20 protein-coding genes and 1 tRNA gene are annotated in these 19,817 nt (G+C 39.6%); 19 read left to right on the top strand and 2 right to left on the bottom strand.

Features of this window, described 5'->3' with window-relative positions; translation table 11 throughout:
* The first annotated feature begins 19 nt into the window (after positions 1-19).
* The 16 genes from ppaX (at position 20) to MKX47_RS16065 (ending at position 13,903) form a co-directional block, all read left to right on the top strand.
* Positions 20-661: a pyrophosphatase PpaX gene (ppaX, locus tag MKX47_RS16140; RefSeq protein ID WP_340776214.1), complete on the top strand. Its 642-nt coding sequence runs from the start codon at positions 20-22 to the stop codon at positions 659-661.
* A gap of 2 nt (positions 662-663) precedes the next feature.
* On the top strand, positions 664-1,197 hold the full coding sequence (locus MKX47_RS16135; RefSeq protein WP_340776212.1) for an acyltransferase: 534 nt from the start codon (positions 664-666) through the stop codon (positions 1,195-1,197).
* A gap of 279 nt (positions 1,198-1,476) precedes the next feature.
* On the top strand, positions 1,477-2,637 hold the full coding sequence (locus MKX47_RS16130) for an ATP phosphoribosyltransferase regulatory subunit (RefSeq protein ID WP_340776210.1): 1,161 nt from the start codon (positions 1,477-1,479) through the stop codon (positions 2,635-2,637).
* Between the two features lie 2 nt (positions 2,638-2,639).
* Positions 2,640-3,263 (top strand): ATP phosphoribosyltransferase, encoded by a 624-nt coding sequence (gene hisG / locus MKX47_RS16125; RefSeq protein ID WP_340776208.1) that lies wholly within the window; start codon positions 2,640-2,642, stop codon positions 3,261-3,263.
* A 13-nt stretch (positions 3,264-3,276) separates the two neighbouring features.
* The gene (gene hisD, locus MKX47_RS16120) at positions 3,277-4,560 is read left to right on the top strand and encodes a histidinol dehydrogenase (RefSeq protein WP_340776206.1); all 1,284 of its coding nucleotides are present in this window, start codon (positions 3,277-3,279) and stop codon (positions 4,558-4,560) included.
* On the top strand, positions 4,560-5,150 hold the full coding sequence (hisB, locus tag MKX47_RS16115; protein WP_340776203.1) for an imidazoleglycerol-phosphate dehydratase HisB: 591 nt from the start codon (positions 4,560-4,562) through the stop codon (positions 5,148-5,150). Before hisD ends, hisB begins: the two co-directional genes overlap by 1 nt.
* Positions 5,147-5,767, top strand: a complete 621-nt coding sequence (hisH, locus tag MKX47_RS16110; RefSeq protein WP_340776200.1) for an imidazole glycerol phosphate synthase subunit HisH — start codon at positions 5,147-5,149, stop codon at positions 5,765-5,767. Before hisB ends, hisH begins: the two co-directional genes overlap by 4 nt.
* On the top strand, positions 5,761-6,519 hold the full coding sequence (gene hisF, locus MKX47_RS16105) for an imidazole glycerol phosphate synthase subunit HisF (protein WP_340776196.1): 759 nt from the start codon (positions 5,761-5,763) through the stop codon (positions 6,517-6,519). Before hisH ends, hisF begins: the two co-directional genes overlap by 7 nt.
* Entirely contained in the window at positions 6,516-7,139 is a 624-nt protein-coding gene (hisIE, locus tag MKX47_RS16100) for a bifunctional phosphoribosyl-AMP cyclohydrolase/phosphoribosyl-ATP diphosphatase HisIE (RefSeq protein WP_340776195.1), read from the top strand. The genes hisF and hisIE overlap by 4 nt, the downstream gene beginning before the upstream one ends.
* 269 nt (positions 7,140-7,408) lie before the next feature.
* Positions 7,409-8,941, top strand: coding sequence for a tetratricopeptide repeat protein (locus MKX47_RS16095; RefSeq protein WP_340776191.1), 1,533 nt, complete (start codon positions 7,409-7,411; stop codon positions 8,939-8,941).
* A 76-nt stretch (positions 8,942-9,017) separates the two neighbouring features.
* A complete protein-coding gene (gene trxB / locus MKX47_RS16090; RefSeq protein ID WP_340776188.1) occupies positions 9,018-9,962 on the top strand; it encodes a thioredoxin-disulfide reductase in 945 nt (314 codons plus the stop codon).
* Between the two features lie 246 nt (positions 9,963-10,208).
* On the top strand, positions 10,209-10,679 hold the full coding sequence (locus tag MKX47_RS16085; RefSeq protein ID WP_340776185.1) for an 8-oxo-dGTP diphosphatase: 471 nt from the start codon (positions 10,209-10,211) through the stop codon (positions 10,677-10,679).
* Between the two features lie 15 nt (positions 10,680-10,694).
* A complete protein-coding gene (gene rapZ, locus MKX47_RS16080; protein ID WP_340776182.1) occupies positions 10,695-11,576 on the top strand; it encodes an RNase adapter RapZ in 882 nt (293 codons plus the stop codon).
* Positions 11,577-11,580: 4 nt separating this feature from the next.
* Entirely contained in the window at positions 11,581-12,558 is a 978-nt protein-coding gene (locus MKX47_RS16075) for a gluconeogenesis factor YvcK family protein (RefSeq protein WP_340776177.1), read from the top strand.
* 37 nt (positions 12,559-12,595) lie between these two features.
* Positions 12,596-13,537 (top strand): DNA-binding protein WhiA, encoded by a 942-nt coding sequence (gene whiA, locus MKX47_RS16070; RefSeq protein WP_340776174.1) that lies wholly within the window; start codon positions 12,596-12,598, stop codon positions 13,535-13,537.
* Positions 13,538-13,645: 108 nt separating this feature from the next.
* The gene (locus tag MKX47_RS16065; RefSeq protein WP_340776171.1) at positions 13,646-13,903 is read left to right on the top strand and encodes an HPr family phosphocarrier protein; all 258 of its coding nucleotides are present in this window, start codon (positions 13,646-13,648) and stop codon (positions 13,901-13,903) included.
* Positions 13,904-14,022: 119 nt separating this feature from the next.
* Here the strand turns inward: MKX47_RS16065 and clpP are convergent, their stop codons facing one another.
* Entirely contained in the window at positions 14,023-14,616 is a 594-nt protein-coding gene (gene clpP, locus MKX47_RS16060; RefSeq protein WP_340776167.1) for an ATP-dependent Clp endopeptidase proteolytic subunit ClpP, read from the bottom strand.
* Positions 14,617-14,800: 184 nt separating this feature from the next.
* Here clpP and MKX47_RS16055 point away from each other — a divergent pair.
* Positions 14,801-14,872 (top strand) — tRNA-Arg (locus MKX47_RS16055).
* A 551-nt stretch (positions 14,873-15,423) separates the two neighbouring features.
* Here MKX47_RS16055 and MKX47_RS16050 read toward each other — a convergent pair.
* Positions 15,424-16,671: a Zn-dependent hydrolase gene (locus MKX47_RS16050; protein ID WP_340776164.1), complete on the bottom strand. Its 1,248-nt coding sequence runs from the start codon at positions 16,669-16,671 to the stop codon at positions 15,424-15,426.
* A 130-nt stretch (positions 16,672-16,801) separates the two neighbouring features.
* Between MKX47_RS16050 and MKX47_RS16045 the strand changes: the two genes are divergently transcribed.
* Together MKX47_RS16045 and MKX47_RS16040 are read left to right on the top strand one after the other, a co-directional pair.
* On the top strand, positions 16,802-18,337 hold the full coding sequence (locus MKX47_RS16045; protein ID WP_340776161.1) for a PucR family transcriptional regulator: 1,536 nt from the start codon (positions 16,802-16,804) through the stop codon (positions 18,335-18,337).
* 107 nt (positions 18,338-18,444) lie between these two features.
* Positions 18,445-19,800 carry an aspartate aminotransferase family protein gene (locus MKX47_RS16040; protein ID WP_340776158.1) on the top strand — a complete coding sequence of 452 codons (1,356 nt, stop codon included), beginning with the start codon at positions 18,445-18,447 and terminating at the stop codon, positions 19,798-19,800.
* Positions 19,801-19,817 lie beyond the last annotated feature (17 nt).

Here is a 19,817-nt window from a genome sequence, read left to right as displayed (position 1 = left end):
ACAAGAAAGAGGCAGCGAAATGAAAACAACCGCATTATTATTTGATTTTGACGGTACATTATTAAACACCAATAATTTAATCGTTCAAACCTTTATGTATATTTTTGACGAAAAATTTCCGGGGAAATATTCGACACAAGACTGCTTACAATTCATCGGTCCGTCATTAAAGCAGACATTTGACGAAATAACGCCGGGTGAAACGGATGCGATGATTGCTAAGTATAAAGAATGGAATGCAGCGAATCACGACGCACTTGTCACAGGCTATGACGCTGTACTCGAAACATTAGAGGCGCTTCATGCAATGGGGATTCAATTAGCGATTGTTTCCACTAAAAGCAGTGAAGGCTTAGCACGCGGGTTAAAGGTATTAAAGGCAGAGCATTTATTTGAGGTCATTATAGGTGTAGACGATGTCGAGCATGTCAAGCCACATCCAGAGCCGATATTACTGGCGTTAGAAAAATTAGGGGTCAAAAAAGAAGAAGCGATTATGATTGGTGATAATTCGCATGATATTGAAGGTGGAAAAAATGCTGGCGTGCGCACAGCAGGGGTAGCATGGTCTGCAAAGGGTGTCGATTTTTTAAAGACATTTGAACCAACCTATATGCTGTACCATATGCGCGACTTACTTGATATTGTGAAGGGGGAATAGCGATGAGAAAAATAGAGCGTTATCGTGTGCATGGCGCTAATTCATTATGGAATGTTTATGAAACGGTGTCATTTTGGAAAATTATGAAATGTTTTACGATTATTCAAATTGGTCGAATAACACCTTTTCTTTCGATGAAAAATTGGCTATATCGCACCTTTTTAAAAATGAAAATTGGCAAGCAAACGTCATTAGCGTTAATGGTGATGCCCGATTCAATGTTCCCTGAACGCATTTCAGTTGGCGATAACACAATTATCGGCTTTAATACGACAATATTAGCACATGAATATTTGATTGAAGAATATCGCTTAGGGGATGTCGAAATTGGTAGTCAGGTCATGATTGGCGCAAATTCTACTATTTTACCGGGCGTAAAAATAGGTGATGGTGCAATTGTTTCAGCAGCAACGCTTGTTCATAAAGATGTCCCAGCTGGGGCGATGGCTGGTGGAAATCCAATGCGTATCATTTTTACTGCGGAAGAAATGGCAGAACGAAGAAAGTTAGATAACCCCATTTGGCAGAACGAATAAAAGCAAAAGCAAAATCTTTCCCAAGGTTTTGCTTTTTTTGTACACACTATTCCTACTAATATAATGGAATTCATGCAGTCACCTCAGAATGCGCGTGAAAGTGGTGTATAATAATATATATATCAGAAAATTGAATTTATTAAGTCTATTAGGAATAATGGGTTGACGATAATGGCTTCTAGCAGTAAAATACTTTCATACACTAGTAATTTATCACTCTAGCACACTAAAGTGATTTAAAGGAACGGAAATCATATTTAAAGTTTAGGATGTGTCAAAATGTCAGCAATTAAAATGTTCGAAAAACCTCTTGGGATGCGTGATACATTTCCCAATATTTACGAAAAATTAGAACAAATTCGCTCAACAGGACGTGAACTACTGCGTGGACGTGGCTATGAATTTATTAAAACGCCTTCTGTTGAATATTACGATACAGTCGGAAAAGCATCGGCCATTTCAGATGCACGTCTTTTTAAATTAGTGGATAGTCAGGGCAATACGCTTGTACTACGACCAGATATGACAACACCGATTGCGCGTGTCGCGACATCAAAATTATTAAAAGAGAAAATTCCACAACGCTTAGCTTATTTCGCTAATGTATTTCGTGCACAGCAGCGTGAAGGCGGACGCCCAGCAGAATTCGATCAAATGGGGATTGAGCTTATCGGTGATTCAAGTGTTTTTGCTGATGCAGAAGTCATCATGACAGCGATTGATTTAGTAAAGGCCTATAAAATTGAAGACTTCAAAGTAACGATCGGTCATGCAGGGGTATTAAGCTGCATTTTAAAGGACTATACAGAAAGCAAACAGCAAGCCCAGGCATTAAATGAACTACTTGTAAAACGTAATTATGTAGGCTTTGAAGAGGCAGTATTAGCTTTTGATTTACCAAAAACGAAATCGGATGCGCTACTGGCTTACATTGACGAAGCGATTAGCCTCCCTTCTATTGAGGCAATTGAAAAATATGTACGCAAAAACGATGCACTTGAGTATATGCGCAGTTTGTCGCGTATTTTAGAGGCTGCGGGCTATGCGGACTATATCGCCTTTGATTTTACGCTTTCAAGTCATATGAGCTATTACACAGGGATGTTATTTGAAGTATTTGCTTCAGGCAGTGGCTTCCCGTTAGGTAATGGTGGTCGCTATGATGGATTGTTAGAGCATTTTGGTTCACAGGTTGGGGCTACAGGCTTTGGCTTACGTGTAGATCGTGTATTTGAAGCGATGCCAAAAATTGAGCTCGATAACGATGAAGTACTCGTCTTATTTTCAACGGAGCGTTTTTCTGAAGCATTGGCACAGGCGCAAAATTTACGTGAGCAAGGCAAACGAGTAACATTCCAAAGCTATGAAGGTATCGAAAATATCGATGCACTGAAAGTACAATTTCACCAAGTAAATGAATTTAAAAGCAAGGAGGCATAAGCATGACACAGTTAACGATTGCGATGCCAAAAGGTCGTATTTTTGAAGAAGCCTATGTGATGTTACAAGAGGCAGGCTTTAACCTTCCAGAAGAAGTAGAAATGTCACGCAAGCTGATGATTGAAATTCCAGAAGAACAAATTCGCTTCATTTTAGCAAAGCCGATGGACGTACCGGTTTATGTCGAGCATGGCGTTGCAGATATCGGCATTGCAGGTAAGGACGTGTTACTTGAACAGGCACGAACAGTCCATGAGCTACTTGATTTAAAAATTAGCGAATGCTATATCGCATCAGCTGGACTTCCGAATACAACGATGAACGAAATCGCGCCACGCATTGCAACAAAGTATCCAAATATCGCGATGAAGTATTACAAAGGCATTGGCGAGCAAGTGGAAATAATCGAGCTAAACGGATCGATTGAATTAGCACCGATGATAGGCTTATCTGATCGCATTGTCGATATCGTGTCAACGGGGCGCACATTAAAGGAAAATGGCTTAGTTGAATATGAGCGAATTGCAGAGGTTTCTTCGCGTTTAATTGCCAACCCAGTGAGCTACCGTATGAAGAGTGAGCGTATTCAAGACTTAGTAACACGCTTAAAAAAATGCGTGAAATAAGAGAGGCTTCGTTATGAAAATTACAACATTAACAAGTGATATTTCGTTAAAACGCCAGCTAGAGCAGGGCAATGAACAGCAGCTGCAAACGGTACGAGATGTCATTGCAGACGTTCGTGCAAAAGGCGATGAGGCGATTAAATATTATAGTGAAAAATGGGACGGCTTTGCACCAGAAAACCTACGTGTGACGAAGCAGGAAATTACAGAGGCAGTTAAGAATTTTGACTCCCAATTATATATGGATTTACAAGAAGCAGCGGACAATATTCGTCTGTATCATAATGAGCAAAAGCGTAATGGTTTTCAATTACCACTTGCGGATGGTTCATATTTGGCACAGCGTATTACAGCACTTGATGCAGTGGGGCTGTATGTGCCAGGTGGTTCGGCAGCGTATCCGTCTTCAGTATTAATGAATGTCATCCCAGCACAAGTAGCGGGCGTAAAGCGTATTGTTATTACATCACCTGCTGGTAAGGATGGTAAATTACCAGAAGCTGTGCTAGTAGCGGCGTATATTTTAGGGATTTCTGAAATTTATAAAGTGGGTGGTGCACAAGCAATTGCCGCACTTGCCTACGGGACAGAAACAATTGCACCCGTAGATAAAATTACAGGTCCAGGCAATATTTTTGTCGCCTTAGCAAAGCGTGAAGTGTTCGGTGAAGTAGCGATCGATATGATTGCGGGTCCTTCTGAAATATGTGTAATTGCAGATGATACAGCCTATGCAGACGAAATTGCAGCAGATCTTTTATCACAGGCAGAGCATGATGCATTAGCATGCGCGGTACTCATTACAACAAGTGATGATTTAGCAGAGCAGGTTGCAGAGCAAGTAGAAATGCAATTAAGTAACTTACCACGTGAAGCCATTGCACGTAAAGCGATTGAAAACTTTGGTCAAATTTATGTGGCAGAATCAATTGAAGAAGCGGTGCGTGCAGTAAATTCTTTAGCACCTGAGCATTTAGAGATTGTAACAGAAAATGCTGAACAGGTATCACAGATGATTACACATGCGGGTGCGATTTTCATTGGGCGTTATAGCTCAGAGCCAGTTGGAGATTACTTCGCAGGTACGAATCACGTATTACCAACTAACTCAACAGCGCGCTTTGCAAGTGGCTTAAATGTCGATGATTTCATTAAGCGTACGAGTGTTGTTTATTATAGCGAAAAAACATGGCAACAAAATGCACCAAAAATTGCCCGCCTTGCCCGTTTAGAAGGCTTAGAAGGACATGCACGCGCGGTTGAATCACGCGGCTGGGATAAAGGAGAAGAAGCATAATGCGTTTTGCAAAAATTGAACGAAATACAAATGAAACAAAAATTGAAGTAGAGCTAAATTTAGATGGTTCAGGCCAAGCCGAAATTAAAACAGGCGTTGGATTTATGGATCATATGCTTGACCTGTTCATAAAGCATGGTTTATTTGACGGCAAAATTGTAGCAAACGGCGATACTTGGATTGACGACCACCATACAACAGAGGATATCGGGATTGTGTTAGGACAGGTTTTCCGCGAAGCATTAGGCGATAAAAAAGGGATTAAACGTTATGGCAATGCCTTTGTACCAATGGATGATGCGCTAGCACAAGTAGTCGTGGATTGCTCAAATCGTCCGCACTTAGAATACCGTGTGACACCGCCGTTGAACGCTAAGGTAGGTGCATTTGATACGGAGTTAGTGCAAGAGTTTTTATGGAAGTTCGCGTTAGAGGCACGCATCAATTTACATGTAATCGTTCCTTATGGTCAAAATACACATCATATTATCGAAGCAATTTTCAAAGCATTAGCGCGCGCACTAGATGATGCGATTCAAATTGACCCACGTGTCAAAGGCGTGCCATCAACAAAGGGGCTGTTAACGTGAAAATTGGTGTAATTGATTATGGAATGGGCAACTTATTTAGTGTCGAGCAGGCATTAAAAAGGCTCGGTGCAAAAGTAGTTGTCACAAGTGATAAAGCACAGCTACAAGCAGTAGATGCACTTGTTTTACCAGGTGTAGGTGCATTTCCAGATGCGATGAAGCGTCTAGAGGAAACGAGTCTAATCGAATTTATTCAAACAACGAAAAAGCCATTATTAGGTATTTGCTTAGGCATGCAATTATTATTTGAAGAAAGTAATGAAGTAACACCAACTAAAGGGCTGGGGATATTTACGGGGCGTATTAAGCGCTTTGAAGGTGTTTCCCGTATTCCACATATGGGCTGGAATAACCTAGAGCTTCAACAAACGCCAAATTGGTTAGACATAAAGGCGTTACCTGCTGCGCGTCATGTCTATTTTGTGCACTCCTTTTATGCGAGTGAAATGGATAACAATCAGCTTGTAGCGTATGCGGATTATGAAAATGTGCAAGTGCCAGGCATTGTCGCGAAAGCAAACTTCACGGGGATGCAGTTCCACCCAGAAAAATCAGGTTCATTCGGTGTGTACTTATTAACAGCATGGGCGAAAGGGGTTATGAATACAGTATGTTAACAAAACGAATTATTCCGTGCCTCGATGTGAAAGAAGGCCGCGTTGTAAAAGGTGTACAATTTGTAGAGCTACGAGATGCTGGGGATCCAGTAGAACTAGCGAAGTTTTATGATGAGCAAGGTGCAGATGAACTGGTGTTTTTAGACATTTCAGCTTCCCATGAAGGGCGCGAAACGATGGTCGATGTGGTGCGTCAAACAGCGTCCGCATTAGCTATTCCCTTTACAGTAGGCGGAGGGATTCGCACATTAGAAGATATGAAGCGTATTTTGCGTGCTGGAGCGGATAAAGTTTCCGTTAATACATCAGCACTAGAGCGACCAGAATTAATTAAAGAAGGCTCAGATTATTTCGGCGCACAATGCATTGTTTGTGCCATTGATGCTCGTTACTCGGAAGAAGACGGAACATGGATGGTTTATACTCATGGAGGCCGCAAGAAGACTGAGTGGAAGGCCGTCGATTGGGCAAAAGAAGCAGTTAGACTTGGCGCTGGTGAAATATTACTTACGTCTATGAATCAGGATGGCGAAAAATCAGGCTTTGATTTAGCATTAACAAAAGCGGTGCGTGATGCTGTAACCGTACCAGTCATCGCAAGTGGTGGTGCTGGTAATGCCGAGCATTTCCGTGAAGTATTACAAGATGTTGACACAGATGCCGCACTTGCTGCGAGCATTTTCCACTATAAAGAAACGAGCGTAGCAGAAGTAAAAAGCTACTTACAAGATAAAGGGGTCCACGTACGATGAATGTAAAATTTAATGAGCAGGGATTAATTCCTGCGGTAGTCCAAGATGCACAATCAAAAGAAATCTTAACAGTTGCTTTTATGAACGAGGAATCCTTACAAAAAACAATTGAAACCAGCGAAACATGGTTCTTTTCACGCTCTCGCAACGAACTATGGCATAAAGGAGCAACAAGTGGCAATACGCAGAAAGTTGTATCCATTAAAACAGATTGCGATCAAGATGCGTTAGTGATTGAAGTCCTACCAGCAGGACCAGCTTGCCACAACGGCACAACATCTTGCTTCACAGAATCACTTATTGAAAACGCTCGTCCAGGTACCGTTGCAATTTTACCGCAATTAGTGGAAGTGATTAAACAACGTGAAATCGATATGCCAGAAGGCGCGTACACAACATATTTATTTGAAAAAGGCATCGATAAAATTTGTAAAAAAGTCGGGGAAGAAGCAACAGAGGTAGTCATCGGTGCAAAAAACCGTGATGCAGAGGAAGTAAAGTGGGAAGCAGCCGATTTAATATACCACTTATTAGTTTTACTACAAGAACAAAAAGTGGATGTATATGAAGTGTTAGAAGTACTACAAAAACGCCACGAAGGTAAAAAACCACAAAAATAATAAGGACTAATTTTCACGATATTGTCATTCGTAATTTTATGACATTGACATGGGATATGCTATAATTATAAGAATTGATTAAGGAACGACATTTCGCTCGTTCCTTATTTCTTTGTCTGTGGATAAGAGCGAACAACTACTTTAAAGAAGTCCACATAAGAAAAATTATGATTTCGCGCTATTTTGGCGCGAAATCTGTTTTTCTTAAAAACAAATATAATCTTTCATATTATAGAGAAAACGAACGGAAATAAGTCGGAGGAATTTGATTGGAAAATAAACGTTTAAAGGTAAAATCTACGAATATCGTGTCATTTGTTCCGAATGGTGATTATTACTACAATAAGGCCCTAAAAGCGATTGATCGTGATGAAATGGAAAAGGCCTATAAGTACATTAAACGTGCAGCTGATTTAAGCCCTGGTGAAGCGCATGTGTTATTACAATATGGCATTTTAGAAATGGAGCTACAAAATTTCGACCATGCCTATGAACTGATTCATACGGCTTATAGCATTGAGCCGAATGAAGCAGAAATTGTATTTATGCTAGCTGAAATCTCAGGCTGTATCGGGCATATTTCAGATGCTCAGAAATATGCTGCGCAATACTTAGAGATGGATCCAAATGGTGCATACATTGAAGATGCAACAGAAATTTTGGATTTTGTTGATTATGTATCGGAAGCAGAGCCCTTTGAAGACCAGGATGAGTATGATGGCGAAAAGCTCGTGGCTCAAGAAAAAGCGCGTCGTTTAATGGAGCAAGGTGATTTTCAGTCTGCGATTGAAGTATTGGAACAAACGATAGAGGAGTTCCCAGATTTGTGGAATGCCTATAATAATTTAGCATTGGCCTATTTTTATATTGGTGAAGCCGAGCAAGCACGAGCGCTACTTCATCAGGTGTTACGTGAAAATCAAGGAAACTTACATGCATTATGTAATTTAGCTGTATTTGCGTATTATGAAAAAAATGACGAGGAGCTTGATTATTTATTACCGCTGTTGAAAAAAATTCAGCCGTATGATTGGGATAATCGCTACAAGCTTGGCGCAACGTTTGCATTGATTGGTGAATATGAAAGTGCCTATAAATGGTTACGCTCAATGAGTAAGCGTGGCTACGAGGGAGATGCCGGCTTTTATTTTTGGTTGGCGCAATCCGCGCATTTTACTGGACATCAGCAAACAGCAAAAGATGCATGGCAAACACTCATTAAAATAGATCCAACAAAAGAAGGGATGGAGCCATGGGTGCACGGGGAAGCGGGCCACATGCGAAATTCTGCAGAAAACCATCGAGATTTCATCATTCGCCAATTATCAGAAGAACATGAATCAAGTCGCTTATTTGGTTTATTTTTATTAAAACGTTCTGCGCATAAGCAAGAAATTGTGGCACATCCTACATTATTAAATGTATCGCGTTTGTCGGAGCTTGAAAAATTAAGCTTGGCGTATGCCCTGGAATATGAATTTAATGCTTCAAGTAAGCAAGAACAGACTTTTCTAGGCTTGATGCAAGTAGCAGAAATCATCGTCCAAAAAAATGAAGCGATTAATTTAGAAGTCGCGCAAATTTTAAGCACTTGGTTTGCACTTGGGGAAATTGCATTCAAGCAAGGGTATCCTTTCAAAAATGGTGCAGCATTGGCAGCAGCGGTAGAATATTCATTTCATGTAGCAATCGAAAAAAAGGTAACTAAAAAGGAAATGGCCGAGAAATATGGTATTTCCACAGCGACATTATCTAAATATAATGATGAATTATTCCAGTTTGTACCAATTGATACGGAATAAGCAGTAAAGTTGTATTTGTGACAGTAATCTTATACGATATATACTATTATAGGGTATACGCAAGAGGAGGATTTTCATGTCAGAAGAAAAAATTTATGATGTAGTGATTATCGGAGCAGGTCCAGCAGGGATGACAGCTGCGGTTTACACATCTCGCGCCAACTTATCAACATTAATGATTGAACGTGGGATTCCAGGCGGTCAAATGGCGAGCACAGAAGCGGTAGAAAACTATCCAGGTTTTGAAACGATTTTAGGACCTGAGCTTTCTACAAAAATGTTCGAGCACGCTAAACAATTCGGTGCAGAATACGCTTATGGTGATGTATCAGAAATCATCGACGGCGAAGACTATAAAACAATCATTTCAGGCAAAAAACAATATAAAACACGCACAATTATTATTACAACAGGTGCAGAATACAAAAAATTAGGCATTCCGGGCGAAACAGAGCTTGGCGGTCGTGGGGTAAGTTACTGTGCTGTCTGTGATGGTGCATTCTTCAAACAAAAGAATTTAATCGTTATTGGCGGTGGTGACTCGGCAGTAGAAGAGGGCGTTTACTTAACTCGCTTTGCTGATAAAGTAACAATCGTTCACCGTCGTGATCAATTACGTGCACAAAAAATCTTACAAGACCGTGCATTTGCAAATGAAAAAATCGACTTTATTTGGAATTCGACAGTTAAAGAAATCCATGAAGTCGATGGCAAAGTAGGAAAAGTAACGTTAGTATCAACAGTAGACGGCTCAGAAACACAAGTAGAAACAGATGGTGTATTCATATATGTAGGGATGCTGCCATTAACGGCACCATTTGCAGCGTTAAACATCTTGAATGAAACTGGCTATGTCGTTACAAATGAAAAAATGGAAACAGCAGTGCCGGGTATTTTTGCCGCTGGTGATGTGCGTGACAAAATGCTTCGCCAAATTGTTACGGCTACGGGTGACGGTAGTATCGCAGCACAATCTGCACAACATTTCATCGAAGAATTAAAAGAAAAAATAAATCAATAATTCTTTAACATATTTGTAATCGAATCGTTACAAAGATAGGGTATACTAAACGTATGAATTCGTTTTAACCCCCTTATATTCAAAATTCGTTTAAGGTTGTTTCGTGCGTACCTACGCCGAAGCAACCTCTTTTTTGCGTGAATCCCACCCTTGGAAATACAATAAATGGAATGATGTACTTTTACGGAATGCATAGGACAAGGTATAATAGAAATAAGCTTACATGAAAGAATTGAGGTGCTTCGTATGCAACGAATTACGAATTTATTAGCTGTAAAAGATGGGAAAGTTTTATTACTTCAAAAGCCGAGACGCGGTTGGTATGTTGCGCCAGGAGGGAAAATGGAGTTAGGAGAATCCATCTATGAATCCGCTGTACGCGAATTTCAGGAAGAAACGAACTTAACACCAAATGATGTTCATTTAAAAGGTGCCTATACAATGATTATCAAAAATAATGAGACAGTAGTCGACGAATGGATGTTGTATACTTTTGTTGCGAATGACGTGGAAGGTACACCGTTTGTTGAAACACGTGAAGGAATCTTAGGCTGGCATTCTATTGACAGTATTAAAGAACTTCCGATGGCTGAAGGAGATCGAACAAACTTATTATTTGCAGCGTTAAATAAAGGCATGCAATATGGTACATTTGAATATACAGAGGATTTTGAGCTAATTAGCGAAAGAATCCAAAATTCACTCGAACAAAACTAGAGGAGATGAAAGAAGGTGGGGAGTTTGGATTATACACATGAGCTAGTCATTATAACAGGGATGTCGGGTGCTGGTAAAACAGTCGCTGTTCGAAGCTTTGAAGACTTAGGTTATTACTGTGTGGATAATTTACCGCCAGAACTATTAATGACCTTTTTGGCACTAATGAAGGATTCTGAAAAGAAAATTTCACGTATCGCGGTTGTGATGGATTTACGTGGACGGGAGTTTTTCGATTCATTAATCGAGACACTAGATGCCTTATTAGAAGAAGAGGATTTACTCGCACGTATTTTATTTTTAGATTCAGATGATGCCACACTTGTACGCCGCTATAAAGAATCACGCCGCTCACACCCATTAGCCCCTCAAGGTTTACCGCTTGAAGGTATTCAGCTAGAGCGCGAATTATTATCAGAATTAAAAGGTCGCGCGAAAACGGTCGTGAATACATCTTCGCTAAAACCACGTGAATTACGTGAGCATATTGCACAGGAATTTGATAATCAAAGTAGCCCAGCATTTTCAGTAAACGTGATGTCATTTGGCTTTAAGCATGGTATTCCCATCGATGCCGATTTAGTGTTTGATGTGCGCTTTTTAAAAAATCCCTATTATGTGGAGGAGCTTCGTCATAAAACAGGGCTTCAAACAGAGGTTTCATCATATGTTTTAGCAACGGATGAGACTCAGCAGTTAATTGCCAAATTAACAGACCTATTTGCCTTTATGATTCCCCAGTATCGTAATGAGGGGAAGTCCCAGCTTGTGATTGCATTTGGTTGTACGGGTGGTCAGCATCGTTCGGTAACGCTTGCAGAATACTTTGGTAAGTTATTAACGAAAAACAATCCAGTCATTATTACACATAGAGATATCAATCATAGGAAGGATTGATAGCATGAAAAAAAGAAAAACGCGCATCGTAGTCATTGGGGGAGGCACGGGGCTATCGACAGTACTACGCGGATTAAAGCTGCATTCGTTCGATATTACCGCGATTGTCACCGTAGCAGATGACGGCGGCTCTTCTGGGCGACTACGAGATGACTATGATATTCCACCACCAGGGGACGTACGAAACGTCATCGCGGCTTTATCAGATGTGGAACCGTTAGTCGAGCAAATGTTTCAGTTCCGCTTTTCGCAGTCCAATGATTTGAATGGACATTCTTTAGGCAATTTAATGTTAACAGCCCTAATCGAGATTACAGGTGACTTTAACCATGCCATTGCCGAAATGAGTAAAGTATTAAATGTTCATGGGAAGGTCATTCCAGCTGCCAATAAAAAGGTGACGCTCCATGCCGAGCTAACCGACGGAACAACGATTGTCGGAGAATCCAAAATCCCATCAGGTCATGCGGCTATTAAGCGTGTCTTTTTAGAACCAAGTAATTTAAAGCCGTTGCCAGCTGCTGTCCATGCGATTGAACGTGCGGATTTTATCTTAATTGGTCCAGGAAGTTTATATACAAGCATTATCCCAAACCTTTTAGTAAAGGGAATTGGGCAAGCGGTCGTCAAGGCGAAAGGCGAAAAAATCTATATTGCGAACTTAATGACCCAACAAGGAGAAACAATCCATTATTCGGTATCCCAGCACATAGAGGCCATTCACGAACATGTAGGTGAACCCTTTATTGAATCGGTGTTATTTAATGAAAAAGAGTTGCCTCCTGCAATTTACGCGCAATATCGCGAAGAAAATGCGGAGCCCGTTCATTTTGATGTAGAAAAATTAATGCAAATGGGCTTAAAAATAATAAAAAAAGAAATTGCACTCATTGAAGACGGTACAGTACGTCACGATGCCAAAAATTTAGCAGATTGGCTATGTGAATACGCTGCACAAAAGCAACAAAATTTGCAGCCCTAAACACTACATAGTTTGCTAGAAAGGGGGAACACGAAAGATGTCATTTGCATCAGAAACGAAAAAAGAGCTCACGCAAGTTGAAGCGGATGACACCTGCTTAAAAGCTGAAGTGTCCGCCCTAATCCGAATGAATGGATCTTTAAGCTTTGCCAATCGTCAATTAAGTTTAGATGTGCAAACGGAAAATGCAGCCATTGCACGTCGACTTTATACCATTGTCAAAAAGCTTTATCCATATAATGTTGAGTTGTTAGTACGTAAAAAAATGCGCCTCAAGAAAAACAACGTCTACATTTGCCGTGTTCGCGAAGGGGCCCGTGAAATATTAGCGGATTTAGAAATTGTTTCGAATTCCTTTGAGTTCAATCATACAATTGCCCAAACCATCATTCCGAAAAATAATCAGCGCCGTGCGTATTTACGTGGTGCATTTTTAGCGGGGGGGTCAGTGAATAACCCCGAAACATCTTCGTATCATCTGGAAGTTTATTCGCTTTATAAGGAGCACGGGGAGGCGTTGGCTGACCTGATGAACCATTTTGATTTGAATGCGAAAACGATTGAACGTAAAAAGGGCTTTGTCACCTATTTAAAAGAGGCTGAAAAGATATCAGATTTTTTAAATTTAGTAGGTGCGACATCTGCCATGCTCAAGTTTGAGGATGTGCGAATTGTCCGTGATATGCGAAATAGCGTCAACCGTATTGTCAACTGTGAAACCGCTAATTTAAATAAAACAATTGGCGCGGCATTACGTCAGGTTGAAAATATTCGTTTTATTGACAACGCAATTGGCTTAGATCAGTTGCCAGAGAAACTGCGAGAAATTGCGCGCTTACGTGTCGAGTATCAGGATGTTACATTGAAGGAACTAGGTGAAATGGTTTCAACAGGTGTTGTGAGTAAATCAGGCGTAAATCATCGCTTACGCAAAATCGATGAAATTGCAGACGCACTTCGCCGAGGCGAGCAAATATAGTAAAGCAAAGTTTTCGAAATATGGTATTCTATTGTTGTTCTTTTCCGCCAATTTCGATAAGATGAAGTAAATAAGGTGATGTACGGTTGTGAAAGGGAGTATTTCAAAATGATCGAAAAACAAGTAGAGGTCAAGCTAAAATCAGGTTTACAAGCAAGACAAGCTGCACTATTCGTCCAAGAGGCGAATCGTTATAAAGCAGATGTCTTTTTAGAAAAAGGTACGAAAAAAGTAAATGCCAAATCGATTATGGGCATTATGAGCTTAGCTGTCGCAAAAGGTACGACAGTGACGCTAAGCGCAGATGGGCATGATGAAGAAAAGGCGATTCATGCGCTACAGCAACTAATCGAAAAAGCAGACTAATTTTTGAAAGCGTAAACATAGAGATGTTCGTGAACTAAATTCATGTGCATCTTTTTTTTTTATAAACATTTCTTTACGCAAAAAAAGCGGCAGAATTGCTCTGCCGCTTTTATTGGAGATTATTTTTTAAGTTGGTTACGATCGTAGATTTTGTCGATTAACCCGTATTCTTTTGCTTGCTCAGCAGTCATGAAGTTATCGCGGTCTGTGTCACGCGCTAATGTTTCATAATCTTGACCACTGTTTTCAGCCATAATTTTGTTTAATTTTTCACGTAAGTATAAAATACGTTTTGCTGCGATTTCGATTTCAGTTGCTTGACCTTGTGCGCCACCAAGTGGTTGGTGAATCATCACTTCGGCGTTTGGTAAGGCAATACGCTTACCTTTTGCACCGGCAGATAATAAGAAGGCACCCATTGATGCAGCCATACCGATACAAATTGTCGATACATCAGGCTTGATGAAGTTCATTGTATCGTAAATCGCCATACCAGACGTAATTGAACCACCTGGAGAGTTGATGTATAGGTAGATGTCCTTATCTGGATCTTCAGCTTCTAAAAATAAAAGCTGTGCTACGATTGAGTTGGCAACATTATCGTCGATTGCGCTCCCTAATAAAATGATACGGTCTTTTAATAAACGTGAATAAATGTCATATGCACGTTCGCCGCGGTTTGTTTGTTCAATAACTGTAGGAATTAAGTTCATTGAAAAAATCCTCCCTTTGTTAAAGCCTATTTTCGTATACCTTTGCTGAATTTGGAAAGTGTTTCAGCTGTAAACCTATCATACACGTATTAGTCAGTTATGGTCAAATATAAAGTCTGATTTTTAATAGTTGAAATCAAACAATCCCCTTTGTATAATGAGAAGGTCGTATATTTATGATGATGCCCTCGTGGTGTAATGGATAGCACGTAAGATTCCGGTTCTTGAAATGGGGGTTCGATTCCCTCCGAGGGCGCTTTTTCAATCGACATACCTCACTAATTACATCTTCCTTATACAGTTAATCGTTAAGGAATTAGTTAACATCAACACATTTCCCGCACATGTATCACTTAAATGCAATAAAATTATTTAAAACAGAGAGTCTTTTGTATGAATAAGAAATAATGCTTGAAAAATGTGACGAAAATTACAACATTATTAAATGTTGTGTTTTATTGCAAGGCTAAATAGAAGAAGGTTCACCCCAATTTGTTTAGCATTTATTATCATGTCCTTTCATGGGCACCATTTTACTGTTTTAATATACTTTTAATAGCTGTTGTAAAAGAGAAATGGTCGTTTTACTTTTTTACAACGAAGAATGAAGTTTTACTGGGATAAAAAAGATTCACTGTACCGTTTCTTTTTTATCCCTAATTCATTCTTTCCAATAACAATTTATTTAAACCAATAATATGAAAATCTCAAAACGGTTTCAAAAGCATGATGCTGACGAAATCGTTTTTTTTTTTGCGTAAAAAAATCCGTCTTGTCATATTGGGCAGGACGGATTGTTGGGATAGCTTATAGGGCATTGGCTGAATTTGCTTGTGAAACGCTATAATTGGCTACTTTTAGAACAGCATTTACGAGCACATCGGCCCCTTTTGAGCAGTCCTCATAGGAAGTTAATTCATCTTCGCGGTGGCTATAGCCTTTTACACTTGGGACGAAAATCATAGTAGACGGGATATATTGTGCGATGAACTGTGCATCATGACCAGCCCCACTAAACATCCGGTGTTGAGAATAGCCTAATTCTTCAGTACTTGCTGCAACTGCCTGAATGATGTCAGGTGCAAAATAAACCGTATCGCGATTCCATAATTTCGTATAGGCAAGCTGACAATTTTCAATTTCCTTTGGTAAATCAAAGATAATTTGCTCCACTTGTTGAATAACAGTAGGGTCTTGATGGCGGGATTCTAATGAGAACGTGACATGACTTGGAATGACGGTGTGAATATTCGGATAGGCATTGATTCGACCAATCGTATAGACGAGATTCTTAGGAAGCTGCTTTAATTTATTTTGTAGGATCGAAATAATTTGCATCGCGGCAAACATACTGTCCTTACGCATCGAAATCGGAGTGGTACCTGCATGATTGGATTCGCCAGTTAACGTAATGTCATAACAGACCATCCCAAGAACACCTTCTACAACCCCAATTTCCTTGTTGTAATGCTCTAATACAGGGCCTTGTTCAATATGAAGTTCCAAGTAGGCATGCGCTTCGGTAAGGCGATTGGCTTCTTCGCCTTTATAGCCACTTGTCTCTAAAGCTTGTTCAAATGTAGTGCCTTGGGGATCGGTGGAAGCGAGCATTTTCGCCTTGTCAAATTTTCCTGAAAGCACGCCAGAAGCCATAAGTGAAGGCTCAAAACGGGCGCCTTCTTCATTTGTAAAGTTTACAATGGTTAAAGGATGATTTAGTTCAATATTGGCATCGATAATCGTTTCCACTGCTTCTAAAGCGGTTAATACGCCAAGCACGCCGTCAAAGCGCCCGCCTTTAATAACGGAATCTAAGTGGGAGCCCATCACGATTGGTAAGTTATCTGTTTGACTAGGAAGCGTTGCATACATTGTGCCCATATCATCCACTGTAACAATCATGCCAAGCTGTTCGCACTTCGCTTTAAATTTGTCGCGCGCCAGAATATCTTCCGCAGAAAGACTTAAACGTGTGACGCCATTATTGTCAGTAGCTCCAATCTGACTAAATAACTCTATATTATTTTTCAGTCGTTCACGATTCGTTTTCAACATTGTGTAACCCCCTTTAAAGTTAGCAAGATATTTTCACTATAGCATTCGGATAAAATATATTTGTATATACATAATGTAAAATATTACAATAAAAGCATATACAATTTGTTAATTATGAGGGGGGCCATGCATGTTAACGGTTCAGGAAGTGTTACAGCGGAAATATTTCGAATGTTCCAGAGTAGTTGCAGGCAATACCGGATTAAATCGTGTCATTAAATGGATACACATCATGGAAGTTACCGATGTGAGGCAATTAATAAAGGGCAATGAATTATTGCTGACAACTGGAGTCGTATTAAAGGATAACGAGCAAGGATTTCTTCAATTTATTCAGCAATTGAGCGATTTAGATGTGGCAGGGCTTTGTGTGGAGCTTGGTATGTATGTAAAGGAAATACCTGAAAGTGTTCGTAAGCTAGCTAACCAATTAAGCTTCCCAATCATTGTTTTTGAGGAAATTGTGCCGTTTGTTGAAATTACACAGGATTTACATACGGTCATTATTCATCATCAATACGATGTATTAAAGCAGCTAGAAGATTACTCCCAAAAAATTAATCATTATGTGTTAAAAGTAACCGACAAAGTAAAAATTCTTCAATATATGCAAAAATATTTACAGGTCAATGTATTTTTTGAAGTAAATAAAGGGTCAAGCCTCTCCATTCCGGATAAAAAGACTGAAAATTCAAAAGAATGCATTTTAGGTTTAGGCGATAAGTATCGTGCTAGCAAGGAATTGAATTTATTTGATCAAGCATATGGCACGGTCTATATTTATTCGGAAAAAAGAGAGATTACGGATTTGGATAGTTTAATTTTGGATCGTACGGTCGTCACATTATCCCAATTTGTTTTAAGAGATTTATATATTGAAGAAAAGCTCGAAAGTGAGCATCGTAAATTTTTCGAAAAATGGCTAGAAGGACGAAATAGCGATGAGGAAATGGGCTATTTTTTAGAGGAGATCGATCATAACTTAACGAAAAATGGCTGGCTTGTCATGATTCATCAACTACGAAAGGAAAACATTAAGAACGATTTAACCAGCTATAAAATGAACTTGCGCCAGGCGTTACAAAAGGAGGGGTTCTATACATTTATTGTCGAGCAGTCGCATTATTTGATTTTCATACTAAGTGATTTATTGCAAGAAAATACGTATAAGGAACGTATGAAACGTGCAATGAATGAAATTATTAATCAATATCGGCTTGATACTTTAATTGCGGTAGGAAAATATGTGTACAACTATAATGAGCTAACGGAAAGCTATCAAACAGCACAGGATGCCTTACAAATACGGATGAAAAATATGAAGCTCTCTTATTTTTATGATGACCTGACACTTTATCATATGGTGAAGGTATTACAAAATAATTCCATACTGATGCATATGGCCAATGAAAAAGTAGAAAAGCTACGACGGTATGATCGCAAGCATAATAGTAATCTAATCCAAACCTTAAATATGTATTTACAATGTCATGGGTTAAAAAAGGAGACGGCTGAAAAATTATTTATCGTGCGCCAAACGCTGTATCATCGCCTTGAAAAAATTGAACAAATTATTGGCAGTGATTTTATGAACTATGAAAATCGTTTATGCCTTGAAATGATGCTATTGATGACAAAGCAAACGTTTGTTGGAACGAAAGAATGAGCTAAATGTGAAATGCGAGGAAATAATTGTTTTACACAATGTATAGTGCCCTCCTAAATGGAATAAGCGAAAATGAATATACGTTTAGAAATTTAGGAGGGATGTTCATGAGTCAATCAGTTGAGTATAACTGGAAAGCAAATGATGAAAAATATGTCTGGCATTCGATGAAACCTTATAATCCTGAAGCAACCTTCATTGTCGAGCAAGCCAATGGTGCTTGGTTGACAGATATTGATGGCAATAAATATTTAGATGCGATGGCAGGACTTTGGTGTACAAATATTGGGTATGGGCGTAAGGAAATGGCAGAAGTAGCATACGAACAGATGCTTAAAAACTCCTATACACCCCTTTCTTATGGGCACACGCCGTCCATTTTATTAAGTCAAAAAATTAGTGAATTATTAGGCAATGACTATGTTGTCTTTTATTCGAATAGCGGTTCGGAGGCCAATGAAGTAGCATTTAAAATCGCACGTCAATATTACCAGCAAAAAGGGGAAACCCATCGTTATAAGATTATCGCTCGTTACCGGGCATACCACGGCAATACAATGGGCTCACTTGCAGCAACAGGGCAAGCGCAACGAAAATATAAATATGAGCCACTTGCACCGGGCTTCCTACATGTTGCGCCACCCGATCAATATCGACATCCTGAAGAAGTGCAAAATAATGATCCAACGACATTACCAAGTGTCCAGACAATCGATCAAACGATAACGTGGGAAATGCCGGAAACAGTGGCTGCCGTTATTATGGAGCCAATCATTACGGGTGGCGGTGTCATTGTCCCGAATGATGCTTACTTAAAAGGTGTAAAAGAAGTCTGCGAAAAGCACGGTACATTACTCATTGTTGATGAAGTCATTTGTGGCTTTGGCCGTACAGGTAAGGCTTTTGGCTTCCAAAATTACGATATTCAACCAGATATCGTGACGATGGCTAAAGGGCTGACGAGTGCCTATATGCCATTATCTGCTACAGCTGTACGTCGTGAAATCTATGAACAATTCGCTAGCAATGGAGACTACGAGTTTTTGCGTCATGTCAATACATTTGGCGGCTCACCAGTGGCATGCTCAGTTGCTTTAAAAAATATCGAAATTATGGAACGTGAACATTTATTTGAGCAATCTGTAAAGCTAGGTACAGAGCTGATGCAATGCTTACAGGCTAATTTACAGGAACATCCATATGTTGGGGATATTCGCGGGAAGGGCTTATTAGTAGGAATTGAGCTTGTGGAAGATAAGGCGACAAAAAAACCATTAACTATTCATAAAGTAAATGCCGTCATTGCTTATTGTAAGGGAAAGGGCTTAATAATTGGAAAAAATGGTGTGACAGTTGCCGATTTCAATAATGTATTAACCTTATCACCACCACTTTCAATTACGTTTGAAGAAATGAATTTTATTGCCAACACAGTGATCGAAGCTGTAAATAGCATTAAGTAAAGGGAGGAATTTCTCAT

The organism is Solibacillus sp. FSL R7-0668, assembly GCF_038006205.1.
GTDB lineage: Bacteria > Bacillota > Bacilli > Bacillales_A > Planococcaceae > Solibacillus.
This window is presented reverse-complemented; position numbering and strand designations above follow the sequence as displayed.